The following is a 16,456-nucleotide window of genomic DNA, read 5'->3' as shown; positions in this document are numbered from 1 at the left end:
CGAGGGCGGGTCATGACCGGCTCTCCGGACTCCGGCGGCCATTACGGCCAGGACCTGTTCGAGCCGGAGCACCCCGAGGAAGCCGGACGCATCGACGCGGCGGCGCTCGTCTACGACCCGGTCACCACACGTCGGCTGCGCGCTCTGGGCGCAGGGCCGGGCAGTCGCTGCCTGGAGGTGGGGGCCGGGACCGGAACGGTCGTTCGCTGGCTCCTGGAGGAGGCGGGCGCCGCGGAGGTCGTCGCACTGGACCGGGACACCAGCGGCCTGGACACACTGTCGGATCCGCGGGTACGGGTGGTCACGGCGGATCTCAGTGACGAGAGCCTGGACCTGGGCAGCTTCGACCTCATTCATGCCCGGTTCGTGCTCATGCACCTGCCCGAACGCCGTCGGCTCGTCTCGCGCCTCACGCGATGGCTGAACCCTGGGGGCTGGCTGGTGCTGGGTGATGCCGTGGAGGTGCCGAATGTCCTGGACACCTCGTCGGCCTACCGGCGGACCATGGATGCCATGTGGCAGGCGCTGAGGTCGACGATCGGTACGGACACGTCCTCCGTCCCCGCATATCCGCATTTCCTGCGCGAGGAGGGCCTCCAGAACGTGGCCGGGGAGCTCATCTGCCCACCGCTGGTCGCAGGCGGACCGCTGGCCCGTTTCTGGTCCGAGACGTGGAACCGGATGCGGCCCGCGCTGGAGGAGACCGGGCGAGTGGACTCCGCCGTCATCGACGACGCACTCGCCTATCTGGCCTCACCCGAGCTCGCCGAACTCGGACCCGGCATGGTGATGGCCTGGGGCCGGCGACTCTGAGCCGTGGCCGCCGACCGGCGTGACGAAAGCGGGCGAGGGTGTGGTGCCGCCACGCCCGATCGCCGTCCTGCCAAGATGGCGGCATGGAACGCGTACTTGGAATCGGTGGGTACTTCATGCGGGCTGCCGACCCGACGGCCCTGAGCGCTTGGTATCGCGATTCCCTGGGCCTGGACGCCGACGAGAACGGCCTGTGGCGTCAGGAATCCGGGCCGACGGTGTTCGCGGCGTTCGAGTCCGAGACCGACTACTTCGGGTCCCGCGCCCAGCAGGCCATGCTCAACTTCCGGGTCCGCGACCTGGATGCGATGCTCGCGCAGTTGCGGGCCAAGGGTGCGGACGTGGCCGAAGAGACGCAGGACATGGAGGGGGTCGGTCGATTCGGCTGGGTCACGGACCCCGAGGGCAATCGGGTCGAGCTGTGGCAGCCCGCCTGACCGTGCCGCAGGTGCTGGGATCCACCGACCGGACGGCCGGTCGCCCTGGGCCAGTTGGGCCGCGGGCACTGGCAGCGCGTCCCGCCGACGGGCGCAGCAGACGGGGCCCGGGCACTATCCCGGGCTGACCGGCGGCGCGCTCCGTGAGGTCTGTACGTCCCGTGCTCTCAAGGGCGAGTTCGGAGATGCGACGCGGCAATGTCCTCAGCAAGGCAGGGGCCGCCTCCCCATGGAGAAGGCAAACTCTGTCGAGAGGCAGAGACCAGCTCCGCGATCAGTCGAACCAGACCACGAGTCGCACGTGCTCCGGGCCATGCAGCTCGCCGAGCGTCCGCATCACGTCCCAGACCGGCGCCCAGTGGGTCCCCGCCCCGGCGACCATACTTCGGCTGAGCCTGCCGGACCGATCCTTCTCGTCCCAGTCGGCGCCTGCCAGCTCGGCCCATGTGATCCATGTCGTTCCGTGCGCGTCCTGTGGCCCGCCCCACGCGTTGAACGCGTCCCGCAGTCCGCTCGAGGCGTCCTCCGGCAGACCACGGTCCTCGGTCAGCGGCCGGAAACCGAAGGAGTTGTGCACCCCGAAGAGGCAGGCGAGGGCGTCATAGGCGTTGCCGGTGTTGAGGAGGAACAGGTCAATGGCGTCGTGCCATACCGCGTCCTCGTCGTCCTCTCCCCAGATCCGGGCCAAGGGTCTGCACTCGATCATTCCGCTCACGTCGGTGGACATGTCCGCAGTCTGCCGATGGGGGCACGGCTCGTCGCCTGGATTTCGATGCAGAACTTGGAAGTCGTCTTTGGTTGACTCGGCATTCTGTGGGTCATGGTGGGGATGATTGAGCGGTTGGTGCCGGACACGTTGTGGGAGTTGTTCCAGCGGGCGGTACCGGGAGGCGCCGTCGCGACCCCAGGGGGTGGCCGGCGTCGATACGGTGACCAGGAGGTGCTGGCCGCGATGGTGTTCGTAGCCACGTCGGGTTGTACCTGGCAGCAGGTGCCGTCGGCGTCGTTCGGGCCGTCGGGGGAGACGGCCCACCGCCGCTTCACGGAGTGGTCGAACGCCCGGGTGTGGGCCAAGCTCCACCGCCCGGTCGACGACGAGCTGGGCGCACGCGGCGAGTTGGACTGGTCCCGTTGCGTGATCGACGCGGTGAACATGCGGGCCCTGAAAATGGGAGGGACCTGACAGGTCCGAATCCGTTGGACCGTAGAGCGCACCATGGCCTGGCTCGCCGGCTGCCGCCGCCTCCACCGACGCTACGAACGCAAAGCGGACCACTTCCTCGCCTTCACCAGCATCGCCTGCACCCTCATCTGCTGCCGCAGGCTCTGAGGGGCACGTTCACGTGTCCCCACGGGCGTGGAACGCCTTCGCCGCCCCGCAGGTTGGCCGCCCACTTGTCGTCCTGCGTGCGGTACACCGGCCGCTCCTCCTCGGTGGCAGGGGCCAGGGAGAGCGGGGTACAGCCGGACGGGGGACGCAGGTGCCACGGTACGAGGGCGTGCGGGAGGTGGCTCATCATCGGCCCGGCCGTCGGGATGTGTCCGTCAGGCCCTTGACCGGGTGCGGCTGCGACTGCGACTGCGACTGCGACGGAGGATGGGGGAAGAGAGCGGGTCTGCGTGGTGCAGTGTGGGCCTCTGACAACTCCGACAACAAGGAGCGTTTCTTCCGATGACCACACAGCCCGCCCGCACTGAGCGCAGCGGTCCCGAGACCGCCTCGGTCATGGATGTCTCGCCGTTCAAGCCTTCTCTCGTCAAAGCGGTGTTCAGGGACGTGACCCCGATGCACGTCTCTCGGTCGGCCGCATGGGCCGCCGCGTCGGTGACGCGGACAGTGCTGACGGAGATCATCGACGGCGCGAGGAGAGCGGCGGCGGCGGAGGCCCGGAAGAAGCTGATTCCCGGGGACCTTGTCTCGGCGATCGACCGGAACGTCGAGCTGGAGCTGGGGGCCAAGTGGTACGACCACAGCCCGACGTTTCAAGGCCTGACCGGTGTCCTGTACGACGCCGAGGGTGTCATTGTGCCTTCTCGTAAGCGCAGCAGGTCGCGCAAACCGAGTGCTGTGGTCGGCGCCCACCGGTTCGAGGCCGGGGTCAAGAAGTTGCTGCGGAGCCAGGGGGCGACGGCCGTCCCGGCGATGGTCCGCGACCTGGACGGAATCGCGAGCGTGTTCCTGACGGACCTCGCCCGGGACGCGGCCATGGTCGTCCGCGAGGGCGGGGTCAAACGTTTCGGTACGGTCACCCCGGTGATGTCGGGCGAACCGGCCCCACCCCCGTTCCTCAAGGATTCCCGCCGGGCCCCGTCCGCCCGCAGGGGGCACAGGCGGACCATCGGCAGGGATGACATCCTGGCCGCCACCACGATTCAGTTGTTCGGCGGCAACCTCAGGCAGCGAGCCCTCACCGAGGCACGCGAGGCGGCACAGAACACTGCGGCCGACTGAGCGGGTGCGACCGACATCGCCGCCTGCACCCTCATCTGCTACCGCAGACTCGCCAAATGACATGGCCTCTTGACCGCTGGGCCGGCGTGCGGCGACCCGGACCGGGTGCGGACCGGCGTGCAGTGGCGTGGCCTTCCCGAACCGTTCGGGCCATGGAAGACCGTCGATGAACGCCACCGGCTGTGGTCGGCCTACGCAACCTAGGCACCACCGCCGCCGCCAGGCCCGTCCAGGGTGATGTCGTCGGCGTAGTACTTGCCCTGTGCGTACCAGCCGTGCACGTAGATCGTCACGCTGGTCTGGGAGGCGCCTGTAGTGAAGGAGACGGTCAGTGGGCTGTATCCGGAGGGAGAATTGGTCCAGGTGGAGGCACCGCCGTTCACGCCCAGGTAGACGTAGGAGCCGCGGACCCAGCCGCTGAGTGAGTAAGTGGTCTTCGGCCGTACAGCGATGGTCTGGTTGCACTGCGCGGTGTCGCTCGAACTCACCTTTCCCTGAAGGGCCTTGGAGCCCGTGTGGACGGGAGACGAGACGATCGAGCCCGGGTTGCCGGCGCAGCTCCACGGCGAGACGCTGCCCGACTCGAAGCCGGGGTTGGTCAGGACGTCGGCGGCTCCGACCGCGCCCGGGGCGGCTGACGTCGGGTCCGCCGAGGCGCTCGCCGAGGGTGCGGCCGGGGTGGCGTCGCTACGGCTGGGGATCAGGAGGGAGCAGCCGAAGCCGATGACGGCCGCCGCGGCGACCGCGATCACCACGGCCGCCCGGCGCTGTCCGGGGCCGAGGCGCGGGCGACCTCCGGGACGCGACGGGCGGGCGTCGCCGTCACATGCGGGAGGTCTCTCCGTCGTGCCGCCGGCGACAGGAGGAAGCTCCTCTGTCTCGCCGCCGGGGACAGGTGGAAGTTCCTCTGTCTCGCCGCCGGTCCGGGTGTGTGGGACCTGTGCGGCCACGGTCTCGTGGCTGCGGTAGTCCTTGTCCTGACGTATCTCGTCGAGCAGTTGGGCCAACGCGTCGGTGCGGCGCGCGCGCAGCACGCGGACGGGCTCCAGCGCGGGGCGGTCGTCCGGTGAGTCGGACGCGGGCGGTGTGGGCACGGTGCTCTCCTTCCGTCCCGTGGTAGGGATCTGAGCTGTCCCTCTGGAATTGATACGCATCGCCCGCTCCGGAGGTTCAGCCGACGTTGCGCCTGGGGAAGCATGCGGAACGCCCGTGAGGTCAGGAACAGCCGTACGTCGATCGGGCGTTGACGTGCGCCGGCCTGAAGTCCTCGACCTCCATGTGCGCGGCGTTGGTGCCGTTACGGCCGTAAAGCATGACCTCGCTGCAGCGCCCGCACCATCCCCGAGCGGGCCGATCAGGTACGCAATCGCGGCGGGCGCGGCGGTCGCGGCGGTCGCGGCGGTCGCGGCGGTCGCGGCGGTCGCGGCGGTCGGCCAACCGCATACGCCGCGCGCGCCGCCAAGGTCCGCCTGGACCCGCCGAACGCGCCCCGGCCCGCTCCCGTCGAAGCCGCCGGGCCGGACCTGACACGACACGCTGATCCCTCCGCCTTGACGCATGCCGATATCGGAATACGATAGACCCCATGGCACGAGCAGCGACGACGTCGGACGTCTTCAACGCGATCGCGGAGCCGCAGCGCCGGGAGATCCTGCTGCTGCTGCGGGCAGGTGAGCGGCCGGTGACCGAGTTGGCCCAGGAGTTGGGGATGACCCAGCCGGGGGCGTCCAAACACCTGCGGGTGCTCCGGGAGGTCGGGCTGGTGCGGGACCGCAAGGCAGGCAAGCAGCGCCTGTACGGCCTTGACGCCCGCGGGCTGCGACCGGTCCACGAGTGGACCGGCGGGTTCGAGCGGTTCTGGAACGAGAGCTTCGACCGGCTGGACGAGTACGTGCAGGACCTCAAGCAGGCAAGGCAGGAGGATTGACCATGACAGCGACAGGACGGGACGCGCCGGCGCAGTCAGCGACGGCCGACCGCGAGATCGTGATCTCCCGGATCATCAGTGCCCCACGGGAGCTGGTGTTCGAGGCGTTCACCGAGGTGCGGCACGTGTCGCGGTGGTGGGGACCGGAGGGGTTCACGACCACCACGCGGGCGTTCGAGTTCCGCGTCGGCGGGGAGTGGGACTTCGTGATGCACGGACCGGACGGGACGGACTACCAGGAGTGGATCTCCTGGACCGAGATCGCCCCGCCGGAGCGGATCGCGTTGCTCCACGGTGAGTCCCGCGACGACCCGAACGCGTTCGAGTCGTTCCTCACGTTCGCGCCCGACGGCGCGGCGACCCGGATCGAGATGCGCACGGTGTTCCCGACCAAGGAGCTGCGCGACGAGGCGGTCGAGAAGTACCACGCCATCGAGGGCGGCCGGCAGACCCTGAGCAACCTGGCTGCCTACGTCACCGAGATCGTTCGGAAGGGAGCGGAGGACTGATGGCCGGAAAGGTGTTCTTCAGCGTGACGATGTCGCTGGACGGGTTCATCGCGCCCGAGGAACGCACGGACGACCCGGATGCGCAGCGCTGGACGGCGCAGTGGATGGAGTTGCAGCAGTGGCTGTTGCCGCAGCGGTTCCTCCGGGAGAACCTGAAGATCGGCGAGGGCGGCGAGGAGGGGCGCGACAACGACATCGTGCGGGAGACGTTCGAGCGCACCGGCGCGAGCGTGATGGGCAAGCGCATGTTCGACCTCGGCGAGCCGTCGTGGCCGGAGGAGGCGCCGTTCCACACGCCGGTCTTCGTCGTGACCCACGAGAAGCGTGACCCGTGGGAGCGGCCGGGTGGAACCACCTTCCACTTCGTCAACGACGGCATCGAGCCCGCGCTCGACCGGGCCCGCGAAGCCGCCGGCGACCGGGACGTCCGCATCGCGGGCGGCGGCGCGACGATCCTGGAGTACGTGAACGCGGGCCTGATCGACGAGTTCTCGATCGCGCTGTCACCCGTGCTGCTCGGCTCCGGAATCCGCCTGTTCGAGGGCGTGGACGCCGGCCGCGTGGCCCTGGAGCCGGTCGGCGCCGAGCCCTCCCCAAGGGCGACGCACCTGACCTACACCGTCCGCAAGCGGTAACTGTCCCGAACTCAGCGCTCTCCCGCCGAGGTCGGCTGCCCGCGGACTACCCGGCCCGCCCTGGCGGCGACGACCATCGATTCTTGGAGCCCTGAGCCGCGACCGGTGGATCCCCCTCCACGCGGCAGCGGCAGCGGCTCCTCCGAGACCGCACGGCCCAGCGCCGCCGCGTGAATCTGGCGCCGGTCACATTGCAAGAGCCCCCGCCCTTCTGCGTCCCGACACAGCGTGAAACCAGCGCAGTTGATGCTCCGGACGACCGGCCGACCGGGTGCTGCGAGTGAGCGCTCACCGCCGCTGCTCGCCACTTCAGAGTCCGACCCGCCGCGATCTCCACCCTCGAACGCGGCAGCCGCCGCGACGACGAGCTCGCGGACAGCTACCGCGACCGGCTCCAAGTCGCGTGACGACCAAGAGGAGCATCCATCGGACGCGGAGCCGGGCGCCGCCCGCTCGGCGACCGGGCCTCGGACTCCCGCCGCCCTGCGTCGACCCCCCGGCCGGTGGCCCTCGGGGTGTTCACCCGACGGCTTCCTCCCCCTCTCCCCGTCCCCAGGGGCCCACCCCTGTTCGCCGTGATGTCAGTGGGGCTTGGTAGAACTCGCACCGCCTGCCGGCCGCTCGTCCCACGCCCCGCGCTCAAGGACCTGTGGGCGGGCGAGCCCCGGCGGTCGCTCTCGCTGCACGTGCACATCCCGTTCTGCGAGGTCCGCTGCGGCTTCGGCAACCTGTTCACCCGGATCGGCGCGCCCGGCGACCTGACGGGACGCTACCTGGAGGCGGTGCGGCGCCAGGCCGCCGCTGTGCGTGAGGCACTCGGCGACAAGGAGACCCCCGCGTTTCGCCAACGCCGCGTTCGGGGGTGGCACACCGACGTTCCTGAAGCGACACGGCACTCTGCGCTCCGCCCGGTACGACTTCACCGGTCTCATGCCGGCGTCGACGGAGGCAGCACCCGTCCTGCAGTCCGCCGGAGAGGCCCCTGCGGCGCCGACGTCGGGGCTCATCACACCGTCTCCACCTCCACCTCCACCTCCACGCGTCCGGAGGGCTGCGGTTGCAGGATTCCGGCCGCACAGGCCGCGACAACGCAGAAGGTGACAGGGAGGAGGAAGGTGATGTTGAGGGGGACGAACTGAGTCAGCGGCCCGATGACAGCGGGGCCGGCGAGCATGCCTAGATAGCCGAGGCCCGCGACCCGGGAGACGTTGGCGCCCGCGGCGTCCTGGTCCGCGTGTCCGGCGGCGCTGAAGAGCTGCGGGACACAGCCGGACAGCCCGGCTCCGAACACGGCCCAGCCGATCAGCACCAGCGGGACCCAGCCGGACAGTGCGGCGACGGCGAGGCCGAGAGCCGCGGTGGACGCCCCGTACCGCAGGATGGCGACGGAGCCGAAGCGTTCGGCGAGCCGGTCGGCGAGCAGCCGGCCGACGGTCATCGCGGTGGCGAAGGCCCCGTAGGCGAGGGCGGCGGTCGCCGGAGGCGCGTCCAGGACCCGGCGCAGGTGGAGTGTGCTCCAGTCGTTGGCCACGCCCTCGCACAGCATGATCATCAGTGCCAGCACCGCCAGCATCCAGATGTGCCGGGGCGTCCTGCGTCGGCCCTTCGGGGAACCGGCACCGGGCTCCGGCGCGTGCGCGCCGTCGGACCTGAGCAGCGACGGGGCCGCGAGGACGGAAGCGGCGAGGCCCAGGGCCGCGACGGCGAGCAGGGTGGACGCGGGGCTCCACCCCCAGCTGAGCGTGCGGGCTCCGACCAGAGCCGCAAGGACGCCGCCTATGGAGAAGGTCGCGTGGAAGGCGGACATGACGGGGCGCGCGTAGACGCGCTCCACCTGGACGGCGTGGGCGTTCATGCTGACGTCCAGGCAACCGTTGCCCACACCCAGGGCCAGCAGTGCCGCACCGAGGGTCCAGACGTTCCCGGCCATGCCAGGCAGGGCGACGGTGGCACTGCACAGCGCCGCGCTGAGCGGCACGACCGTGCGCGCCCCGAAGCGGTCGGTCAGCGGCCCGACGGCCTGCATACCCGCGAAGGCGCCCGCACCGAGCAGCAGCAGGAGCCAACCGAGGGTCGCATGGCCGATCCCCACGCGCTGCTCGAGGCTGGGGATGTGGACGATCCACATCCCCATGAGGAAGCCGTTCAGAATGAAGTAGGCGAAGGTGGCCAGCCGAGCGGCCCGCAGGTGTCTTTCCACCCTTCAAACGTAACGAACAAACCTTACTTTCGAAAGATTGCCTTTCGAACATCCTTCATGTTCAATACGTGGCATGGCTGGCACTGACCGACTGAGGCAGATCACCGAGGCCGTGCGACAGGCAGGCCGCCTGGGCGTCGCGGAACTGGCCGAGCTGACCGGGGCGTCGGAGATGACCATCCGCCGCGACCTGGAGGCTCTGGCCGCGCAGGGCGTGCTCGAGCGCTACCGCGGCGGCGCACGCAGCCTGCTGCTGCGCGGCGAGGAGCCGCCGTTCGCGATGCGGGTCCATGACGGGCTGGAGACCAAGCGGCGCATCGCCACCGAGGCCGCGCGGCTCATCGCGGACGGCGAGTCCGTCGTCGTCGACAGCGGCACGACCTGCCTCGAGGTGGCCCACGCCCTGAAGGACCGCCGAATGACGGTGATGCCCCTGTCGTTGCACGCGGCCAACGCGCTCACCGATGCGCCACAGCTGACACTGCTGGTGCCGGGCGGCCGGCCACGGCAAGGCGAGCTGGCCTTGACCGGCCCTCTGACGCTGGCATCGCTGGCCGCGCTCCGCTTCGACACCGCTGTCATCGGCTGCTGCGGTCTCGACGCCGTGAACGGCCTGACCGCCTACGACCTGGACGACGCCGCCGTCAAACGCGCCGCGATCGCCTCGGCCCGCCGCGTCATCGCCGTCACGGAGGGCTCGAAGTTCTCCCACACCGCCCTGGCTTTCGTCACGCCCGCCTCCGCCCTGCACTCCGTCGTCACCGACGAGCACGCCCCGGAAGACCAGATCGAGGCTTTGTCCGCGGCGGGCGTGACGGTACGGCAGGTGTGACTCCGCCCTCTCGTGAAGGAGGCGGATTCCTGGCTGACGTCGGCTGCGGACCGGCGACCGGCAGTTCTTGCACGATCAGCACCAGCCGGGTCGGGACCAGCCCGGACGAGCATCACGCGGGCGGCGTCAAGGCGCGGGCGACGAGGGCCGGGCGACGATCGGCGCCGCGGCCTCGGCGCGGGCGCGCGCCATGGCGGTCTCGACCTGCTCCCGCGTGACCTCCTTGTAGAGGCGGGGCGCCGCTCGGCGGACCAGCCGACCTGGCACCAGTGCCGTTCCGGCGCACTCGGACGCGCCGGGAAAGGGGCCCTGTCACTCCCCCGCCGGCCGTTCCCTGGCAGATCTCGGCCTGCCTGACTCGTGCATGAGGCCACAGACTGGGTTGTGACGCCCGGAGGCGAGACGCGGCAGAGAGCGGTGATCTCCAGGTCACCGGCATGTACGTCCCCGGGCGGTGGACACCCGCAGGCACCCGCACAAGCCGGAAGGACCGCAAGGACCGCACGCCACCCGCACCCCCGCCGCGCACCGCACCCCTCGTCGGCGCCGTGGCTCCTGATGGCGCCGTGGCTCCTGCTGGCGGCGCTCGCGGGCTCGGGCGACGGTGGAGCGGAGGGACGCGGTCACGGCTGCGCACCTGCCGGTCCGGTGACCGGCCGAGCACGACGTGGAAGGAGACGACGATGACGCGGTGGAACGACAGGGACCTGGAGCAGATCGGTACGGCCGAAGAGCTGGACCTCCGGTCCGAGCGCGCCGACGGCACGCTGCGTGACCCCGTGACGATGTGGGTGGTCCGCGCCGACGAACAGGTCTACGTCCGTTCGGTCAAAGGCATCGATGGCCCTTGGTACCGCGGAACGCGGTCCCGTCACCAGGGCCGCGTCGACGCGGGCGGCGTACGGCAGGACGTCACCTTCCGCACGGCGGATCCCGGCGAATACGCAGCCGTGGACGCCGCCTACCGCGACAAGTACGGGCACTACACGAGCATCGTCGAGCACGTCCTGACCGACCGGGCCCGCACCTCCACCCTCTGCCTGGAGCCGCGCTGATACCTCTGCCGGGCCGCCGCGACGCCACCGAGAACCCGCGACGCCGCCGCCGGGCGGCCCCTCACTCCATCTCCCCCACTTTCGAGGAGCTGCGCTCATGCGTGCCACCCTGCTGTACGCGGCCGACGACGTACGCGTCGAGGACGTTGTCGACCCCAAGATCCAGAATCCGACCGACGCGGTCGTGCGGATCGTGCTGTCCTGCGTCTGCGGCAGCGATCTGTGGCCCTACAAGTCACTGCCGCCCACCGACCACCCGCGCCACATGGGCCACGAGTTCCTCGGCATCGTGGAGGAGACCGGCTCCGAGGTGTCGGGACTCAAGCCCGGTGACGTGGTCGTGGCCCCCTTCGTCTACGCCGACAACACCTGCGAATACTGCCGCGAGGGCCTCCAGACCTCATGCGTGAACGGCGGACCGTGGGGCGTGAACGGTGTCGACGGCGGCCAGGGACAAGCCGCGCGTGTCCCCTACGCGGACGGCACCCTCGTGAAGCTGCCGGTCGGTGAGGACTCGGAGCTGCTGCCCGACCTGCTGACCCTGTCCGACGTCCTGTGCACCGGCTACCACGCCGCCCGCACCGCCGGAGTCCGGCACGGCGACACCGTCACCGTCGTCGGGGACGGCGCCGTGGGCCTGGCCGCCGTGATCTCCGCCAAGCTGCTGGGCGCCGAACAGATCATCCTCATGGGCCGCCACCAGGTGCGCACCGACCTGGGCCGCGACTTCGGCGCCACCGACGTGGTCGCCGAGCGGGGTGAAGCGGGCATCTCCAAGGTCCGCGAGCTGACCGGCGGCGAGGGCACCCGCAAGGTCCTGGAATGCGTGGGCCTCGAGGACGCGCTCGTGCAGAGCTTCGCCGTGGTGCGCAACGGCGGAACGATCAGCCGGGTCGGGGCTCCGCAGTTCACCGACGTGCCCTTCGGCTTCGGTGACTTCATGCGCAACATCACCCTCACCGGCGGTGTCGCCCCGGCCCGTGCCTACATCGAAGAACTGATGCCGTACATCCTCGACGGCTCGATCCGACCCGGCCGCGTCTTCGACCGCACCGTTTCCCTGGACGACGTCGCCGACGGCTACCGGGCGATGAACGACCGCGAGGCCCTGAAGGTCCTCATCCGGCTCTGACCCGACGCCCCCGGCCGCCGATCGCCGCCGTGCCCTTGATGCCCCACTTGATGACGTGATAGGGGGACTTGCACGCCAGGGAGATGGCGCGGCGCTGTCAGTGGTCCCATACGCCGGGGCCGCCGCCGCGCCATTCGATCCAGTCCGCGGCCCTGACGTCGGAGGCTTCGACCTCGTCCATGCCTGCCCGGCCGAGGAACTCGGCGATGTCGACGAGGGTGTAGGCCATGCCGACGAACCTGGCGGCGACGCGGACTCTGCGGCCGCCGTCCGCGGCGGGCGGGTAGACGACGACGGGCTGATCAATGGCCATGCCTTCAGCGTGCGGGCCCCACCGGCCCCGCGCACGCGGAGCGGCCGCGCCGACCCATACCCCGGACTTCGTCGCCGCTTCGTCGCCGAGGGCGAGCTGATCGCCGCATTCGGCGTTCGGCGTGATGGCGTGATGCCAACATTCCCTCCCCCGCCGCCGGTTCACGCGGATTGCGTACTCGCGTCAGAGCCACCGGATACCCCAAGGCGCCCTCGCCGTCCCCTGACAGCGAGAGTTCTCGGCCGTCCCCGAGTCGAAAACCGGCCAGGCGGGATCGGCCGAACTGACACCACCCGTGACCAGCGAAACCCGCCCGCAGCGCTCCGCTAACATGATCGACCTAACGGCGATGCCCTCAGATCGCCTTTCGTTCACCGGAAATCCATGCCATCCGGCACGAAGAGTGACCTATTAACTAACAACTAACAAATCGGCCAAACACTTGATACCTATAGCATCGCGGGTGTTTTCGCGAATAAACAGCAGAATACCGTTCGCCACGTGGCGCCGGCCACGGGTGATCCTCTGGACCGCAGTGAGCGTGACGGCCCTCGGATTCCTCATCACGCTGGAGATCGCCGCGCGGCACTACGGCCTGCCGGGACCGATCACCAACCAGGTGAAAGAGGTGATATTCGCGCCCAAATCGGGACCGCTTCTCTACGCCAGCATGGCGTTGATGATGGTGGTGCTCACCCGGCGGCAACGGTTCGTCGCGGCTGGTGTCGCGGTCGGTATCGACCTCGCGTTCTTCCTGGTGCGGTGGGCGGTCGACGCCAAAATGATGTTCGGCAACGGCGCGTTGTGGGTCATCTTGGGCTGTGCGGTCATCGCCGTCACGCGACGCACCGGCCAGGAGCGCGTCCTGCTGCTGAAAGGCGTCGGGCTGGCTCTGCTCCTCGTGGCCGGCCGGAAGACCGGCGACACCTGGCTGCTCATCACGTCGAAGACGCGCCCGGCGGTGCTCGACCAGTACGTGGCGACCGCCGATCACGCGCTGGGCAACCCGTCCTGGCTGGTGGGCCGGATGGTCAAGGCGACCGGCCCGATCGGCGCCCACGTCCTCGACTACGTCTACATACAGCTTGCCGTGTTCGCGGTCATCGTCACGCTGTATCAGCTGCGTCATGTGGGGGTCGAGCGCCGCTTCCCGCGCCACCACCTCGTGCGCACCTTTCTCGTCATAGGCCTCCTCGGGCCGGGCATCTACATGCTCTTCCCGGTGGTCGGACCGATCTTCGCGTACGGCGCCGACGGCGGGCAGTGGGCGGCGGCCGACCTCTGGCCCAACACTCCCCCGCCGATCCACGCCCCGCTCCACATGTCATTCGACGAGATCACCCCGCGCAACTGCATGCCCAGCCTGCACACCGCGTGGGCCACCGCGATCTTCATTCATTCCCGCAAGGGCCCCCGCGTTCTGCAATTCGCGGGCGCCTTCTGGCTGATCGCCACGCTCGGCGCGACGCTGGGCTTCGGCTATCACTACGGCGCGGATATCGTTGCCGGAGTCGTGTTCACGCTCACCATCGAGGCAGGTCTGCGCTCGCAGGAACGTGGCTGGGACCGGTCGGGAATCCAGCTGGTCGCCCACGGTGCGACGGTCTTCGTCGCGCTCTTGCTGGCCTATCGCTATCTGCCGATGGAGATGGCCGAACACCCGTGGGTGTTCGGCCCCCTTGTCATGCTGGCGATGGCCTCAGTGATCCACGGCTACGTACGGACCACCAGGCTGTGGGACCCGACGGCCGCACCGGCACGGCTGCCGAACCAGCGATCGGAACCGCAACCCGAACTGGTGTGAGCCGTGTTCTCCAGAGGACACCCGCTGTGGGCCCCTCCTGATTCAGGAGGGGCCCACAGCGTTCTGTCACAGAGCCGGTCGGAAGGCGGCCCGGGTCGAGGGCGGGCGGGGCCTCTGCCCGCGGCCGTCGGCTCGAAGCTCTCAGCCGGGCAGACGGCCACTTCCCAGCACAGACGACGCGGTGCGACCGTGCTGGGCAGCCGTGACCGGTGGCAGGGGCGGCAGGAGTCGAACCTGCGGCATCCGGTTTTGGAGACCGGCGCTCTGGCCTCTGAGCTACGCCCCTTCGATGGGTGTCATCCTGGCATGACCAACGGGACGATCTCCAAGGGATTTCCGCTCGCCCGGAACGGGCACGGGACACCGACCGTCCCCGAGGGCGGCGCGAGTCAGCCCGTGGGAGCCGGACCGGGCCCTTCTGTTCCCGCCGGCCGCCCGCTGCGGGGACCTCGCCGTCGTCGCCGTAGATCACCGCTCTCCACCCGGCCGGCACCGTCCCGCTCGCCCACGGCGTCCTCCACGAGCTTGTCCACCGCGACCAGTCCGTCGGCCGGGGCACCGCCGCCGTCCCCTTCACCTTCCTCGCCCTGAACCGAGCCCATGGCTCACCCCGTTAGGAGCACCTCATGTTCATCCAGCCCTGGGACGCGAGCCTGGACGAAGCCGAATGGCAGACGTGGATCGCCGAAGGCCACGACTTCGGACAGCTCAGCGTCAACGGCCTGCCGGGCCACCCTCCCGTCGCCGTCCCCACCCACTTCACCGGCGACGGACGCCACCTCCTCGTCCATCTCGCCCGCCCCAACCCCGTTTGGAAGGCGATCGAGAACGACCCGCACGTCCTCCTCACCGTGATCGGCGACTACGCCTTCATCCCCGGCCCGTGGCGCGCCAAGCCGGACACCCCGCCTACCGAGGGCGTCCCCACCAGCTACTACACAGCCGTCCAGTTCACCTGTCGCGCGCACATCGTCGACGACCCCGAGGCCAAGGCCGAACTGCTGCGCCGCCAGCTCGCCCACTTCCAGCCCGACGGCGACCACGCCGACGTCGCTGTCGACCAGCCGCCGTACGGCCGGATGCTGCCCGGCATCCGCGGCCTGCGTCTGGAGGTCACGACCGTGGTGGCCAAGTTCAAGTACGACGACCAGAAGCCCGTCGAGCACCGCACCGCCGTCGCCGACCGTCTCGGCACACGCGGCCAGGGCCTCGACGTTCCCACGGCTCGCCAACAGCTCCGCCGCCTGGACCGCATCGGCCCCTGGACGCCCTGACACCACCCGCCCGTACACCCGAGGGTTCCGTCGGGCCGGTCGGCGGCTGTCCGGCCCGTTTCCCCGTCGTCTCCCCTCCGTCCTGGACGGATCGGACCCTCAACTGTCTTGGAAGCGGCGGGCCGCAGCCACGAGTTCGGCGGGCAGGGCGGGACCCGCGCACGCGTGGTCGATCAGCAGGCCCCGGTACGAGTCGTTCGGCAGACGCGGCGCCAGTTCGATGAGCTCACCCAGTTCGGCAGGTGATCCGGTGAGCCGTGCGCGGTAGGCGGCCCCGGCCGCGCGAAGGGTGAGCTCATCCGGCTCCTGCCGCAGTCCCTGGTCGACCAGCCGGACCGTTGCGGCGAAGTCGCCCTGCTCGGCGTGCACGTCGGCCAGGTCGAGGTAGAGCGACCAGTTGGCCGGGTCCAGGGCAAGAGCTCGCTCGAACGCCGCCACGGTCTGTCGAGCATCCCCCAGCTTGCGCCACGTACCCGCTCGCACGACTTCCGTCAGCATGATCCGCTCCGTGGAGTCCGCCCGGTCGCAGAGGGCGAACGACGCTTCCGTGCGACCACAAGCCCTGAGGAGGATCGCCATCTTGGCCAACGCCTCCGGCAACGGCTGTCGGGTGGAGACGGATTCGACGGCGCGGAACCAGGGCCGGAACCGCTCCCGCATGACTTCTGTGTCCAGGACATGGCCATGGTCCATCGTCCGGACAGCTGCCTCGGCCAGCGCGTCGGCACTCACCCCGCCGAGAAAACGTTCGCCGCCGAACCAGGGGGCTTCGGCCCACGCGACGTCCGGCCGCGCGCCCGTGACCGACCCGATCGCCAGCGCCGCACCGTCCATGTCTCCTTCGAGGAAACTGATGTACGACTGCGCCAGGACGGCCCTCAAAGAGTCGGCGCCCTGGACGACTTCGGCCAGGTCCGCCGGACTGTCTCTCCACAACTCGGCGAGAACCGTATAGGGCTCGGAGTTGGCGGGTGCGGACGCGATGGCACCCGCCAGGTAGCGCACCGCCATTGCGGGACTCCCCCCGCAGTGCGCCATCACCCGCGCGAGACCTGCTCCCGTCGCTGCTGCCC

Annotated in this window: 17 protein-coding genes, 1 tRNA gene and 3 pseudogenes; 14 read left to right on the top strand and 7 right to left on the bottom strand. The window is 70.0% G+C overall.

Going from position 1 to position 16,456, the window contains the following annotated elements; all coding sequences use genetic code 11:
- Nucleotides 1-12: 12 nt before the first annotated feature.
- Both OG788_RS42845 and OG788_RS42840 read left to right on the top strand, forming a co-directional pair.
- On the top strand, nt 13-813 hold the full coding sequence (locus tag OG788_RS42845; protein ID WP_406376290.1) for a class I SAM-dependent methyltransferase: 801 nt from the start codon (nt 13-15) through the stop codon (nt 811-813).
- A gap of 83 nt (nt 814-896) precedes the next feature.
- Nucleotides 897-1,250, top strand: a complete 354-nt coding sequence (locus tag OG788_RS42840) for a VOC family protein (RefSeq protein WP_406376289.1) — start codon at nt 897-899, stop codon at nt 1,248-1,250.
- A 274-nt stretch (nt 1,251-1,524) separates the two neighbouring features.
- Here OG788_RS42840 and OG788_RS42835 read toward each other — a convergent pair whose 3' ends face one another.
- Complete coding sequence (locus tag OG788_RS42835) at nt 1,525-1,977, bottom strand: hypothetical protein (protein WP_406376288.1); 453 nt, start codon at nt 1,975-1,977, stop codon at nt 1,525-1,527.
- 93 nt (nt 1,978-2,070) lie between these two features.
- Here OG788_RS42835 and OG788_RS42830 point away from each other — a divergent pair.
- The 3 genes and pseudogenes from OG788_RS42830 to OG788_RS42820 all read left to right on the top strand — a co-directional run bounded on the left by OG788_RS42830 (nt 2,071) and on the right by OG788_RS42820 (nt 3,906).
- Nucleotides 2,071-2,580, top strand: a pseudogene (locus tag OG788_RS42830) (transposase).
- A gap of 342 nt (nt 2,581-2,922) precedes the next feature.
- Nucleotides 2,923-3,702, top strand: coding sequence for a hypothetical protein (locus tag OG788_RS42825; RefSeq protein ID WP_406376287.1), 780 nt, complete (start codon nt 2,923-2,925; stop codon nt 3,700-3,702).
- A gap of 105 nt (nt 3,703-3,807) precedes the next feature.
- Nucleotides 3,808-3,906 carry a transposase gene (locus OG788_RS42820; RefSeq protein WP_406376992.1) on the top strand — a complete coding sequence of 33 codons (99 nt, stop codon included), beginning with the start codon at nt 3,808-3,810 and terminating at the stop codon, nt 3,904-3,906.
- A 2-nt stretch (nt 3,907-3,908) separates the two neighbouring features.
- Here OG788_RS42820 and OG788_RS42815 read toward each other — a convergent pair.
- A pseudogene (locus tag OG788_RS42815) lies at nt 3,909-4,454 on the bottom strand (carbohydrate binding domain-containing protein); the annotation flags it as partial.
- An 833-nt stretch (nt 4,455-5,287) separates the two neighbouring features.
- Here OG788_RS42815 and OG788_RS42810 point away from each other — a divergent pair.
- From OG788_RS42810 to OG788_RS42795, 4 genes and pseudogenes are all read left to right on the top strand, one after another.
- Nucleotides 5,288-5,629 carry a metalloregulator ArsR/SmtB family transcription factor gene (locus OG788_RS42810; RefSeq protein WP_356754888.1) on the top strand — a complete coding sequence of 114 codons (342 nt, stop codon included), beginning with the start codon at nt 5,288-5,290 and terminating at the stop codon, nt 5,627-5,629.
- A 2-nt stretch (nt 5,630-5,631) separates the two neighbouring features.
- A complete protein-coding gene (locus OG788_RS42805) occupies nt 5,632-6,138 on the top strand; it encodes an SRPBCC family protein (RefSeq protein ID WP_406376286.1) in 507 nt (168 codons plus the stop codon).
- Nucleotides 6,138-6,773, top strand: coding sequence for a dihydrofolate reductase family protein (locus tag OG788_RS42800; RefSeq protein WP_406376285.1), 636 nt, complete (start codon nt 6,138-6,140; stop codon nt 6,771-6,773). Before OG788_RS42805 ends, OG788_RS42800 begins: the two co-directional genes overlap by 1 nt.
- Nucleotides 6,774-7,351: 578 nt before the next feature.
- Nucleotides 7,352-7,655, top strand: a pseudogene (locus OG788_RS42795) (coproporphyrinogen III oxidase family protein); the annotation flags it as partial.
- A 124-nt stretch (nt 7,656-7,779) separates the two neighbouring features.
- Here OG788_RS42795 and OG788_RS42790 read toward each other — a convergent pair.
- A complete protein-coding gene (locus OG788_RS42790) occupies nt 7,780-8,973 on the bottom strand; it encodes an MFS transporter (protein WP_406376284.1) in 1,194 nt (397 codons plus the stop codon).
- A 73-nt stretch (nt 8,974-9,046) separates the two neighbouring features.
- Between OG788_RS42790 and OG788_RS42785 the strand changes: the two genes are divergently transcribed.
- Nucleotides 9,047-9,805 carry a DeoR/GlpR family DNA-binding transcription regulator gene (locus OG788_RS42785; RefSeq protein ID WP_406376283.1) on the top strand — a complete coding sequence of 253 codons (759 nt, stop codon included), beginning with the start codon at nt 9,047-9,049 and terminating at the stop codon, nt 9,803-9,805.
- A 126-nt stretch (nt 9,806-9,931) separates the two neighbouring features.
- On the opposite strand, the gene OG788_RS42780 is transcribed toward OG788_RS42785, so the two are convergent.
- Entirely contained in the window at nt 9,932-10,072 is a 141-nt protein-coding gene (locus OG788_RS42780; RefSeq protein WP_406376282.1) for a hypothetical protein, read from the bottom strand.
- A 416-nt stretch (nt 10,073-10,488) separates the two neighbouring features.
- Here OG788_RS42780 and OG788_RS42775 point away from each other — a divergent pair, with 416 nt between their 5' ends.
- Both OG788_RS42775 and OG788_RS42770 read left to right on the top strand, forming a co-directional pair.
- Nucleotides 10,489-10,860 carry a DUF2255 family protein gene (locus tag OG788_RS42775; protein ID WP_406376281.1) on the top strand — a complete coding sequence of 124 codons (372 nt, stop codon included), beginning with the start codon at nt 10,489-10,491 and terminating at the stop codon, nt 10,858-10,860.
- A 97-nt stretch (nt 10,861-10,957) separates the two neighbouring features.
- Nucleotides 10,958-11,992 carry an alcohol dehydrogenase catalytic domain-containing protein gene (locus OG788_RS42770; protein ID WP_406376280.1) on the top strand — a complete coding sequence of 345 codons (1,035 nt, stop codon included), beginning with the start codon at nt 10,958-10,960 and terminating at the stop codon, nt 11,990-11,992.
- Nucleotides 11,993-12,089: 97 nt separating this feature from the next.
- Here the strand turns inward: OG788_RS42770 and OG788_RS42765 are convergent, their stop codons facing one another.
- Nucleotides 12,090-12,305: a hypothetical protein gene (locus OG788_RS42765; protein WP_406376279.1), complete on the bottom strand. Its 216-nt coding sequence runs from the start codon at nt 12,303-12,305 to the stop codon at nt 12,090-12,092.
- 463 nt (nt 12,306-12,768) lie between these two features.
- On the opposite strand from OG788_RS42765, the gene OG788_RS42760 reads away from it, so the two are divergent.
- Nucleotides 12,769-14,109 carry a phosphatase PAP2 family protein gene (locus OG788_RS42760; RefSeq protein WP_406376278.1) on the top strand — a complete coding sequence of 447 codons (1,341 nt, stop codon included), beginning with the start codon at nt 12,769-12,771 and terminating at the stop codon, nt 14,107-14,109.
- Nucleotides 14,110-14,319: 210 nt separating this feature from the next.
- On the opposite strand, the gene OG788_RS42755 is transcribed toward OG788_RS42760, so the two are convergent.
- Nucleotides 14,320-14,395 (bottom strand) — tRNA-Trp (locus OG788_RS42755).
- Nucleotides 14,396-14,735: 340 nt separating this feature from the next.
- Between OG788_RS42755 and OG788_RS42750 the strand changes: the two genes are divergently transcribed.
- Entirely contained in the window at nt 14,736-15,383 is a 648-nt protein-coding gene (locus OG788_RS42750) for an FMN-binding negative transcriptional regulator (RefSeq protein WP_406376277.1), read from the top strand.
- A 99-nt stretch (nt 15,384-15,482) separates the two neighbouring features.
- Here OG788_RS42750 and OG788_RS42745 read toward each other — a convergent pair whose 3' ends face one another.
- Nucleotides 15,483-16,394 (bottom strand): tetratricopeptide repeat protein, encoded by a 912-nt coding sequence (locus OG788_RS42745; protein ID WP_406376276.1) that lies wholly within the window; start codon nt 16,392-16,394, stop codon nt 15,483-15,485.
- Nucleotides 16,395-16,456: the final 62 nt, after the last annotated feature.

The organism is Streptomyces sp. NBC_00647 (assembly GCF_045207245.1).
Taxonomy (GTDB): Bacteria; Actinomycetota; Actinomycetes; order Streptomycetales; family Streptomycetaceae; genus Streptomyces.
This window is presented reverse-complemented; position numbering and strand designations above follow the sequence as displayed.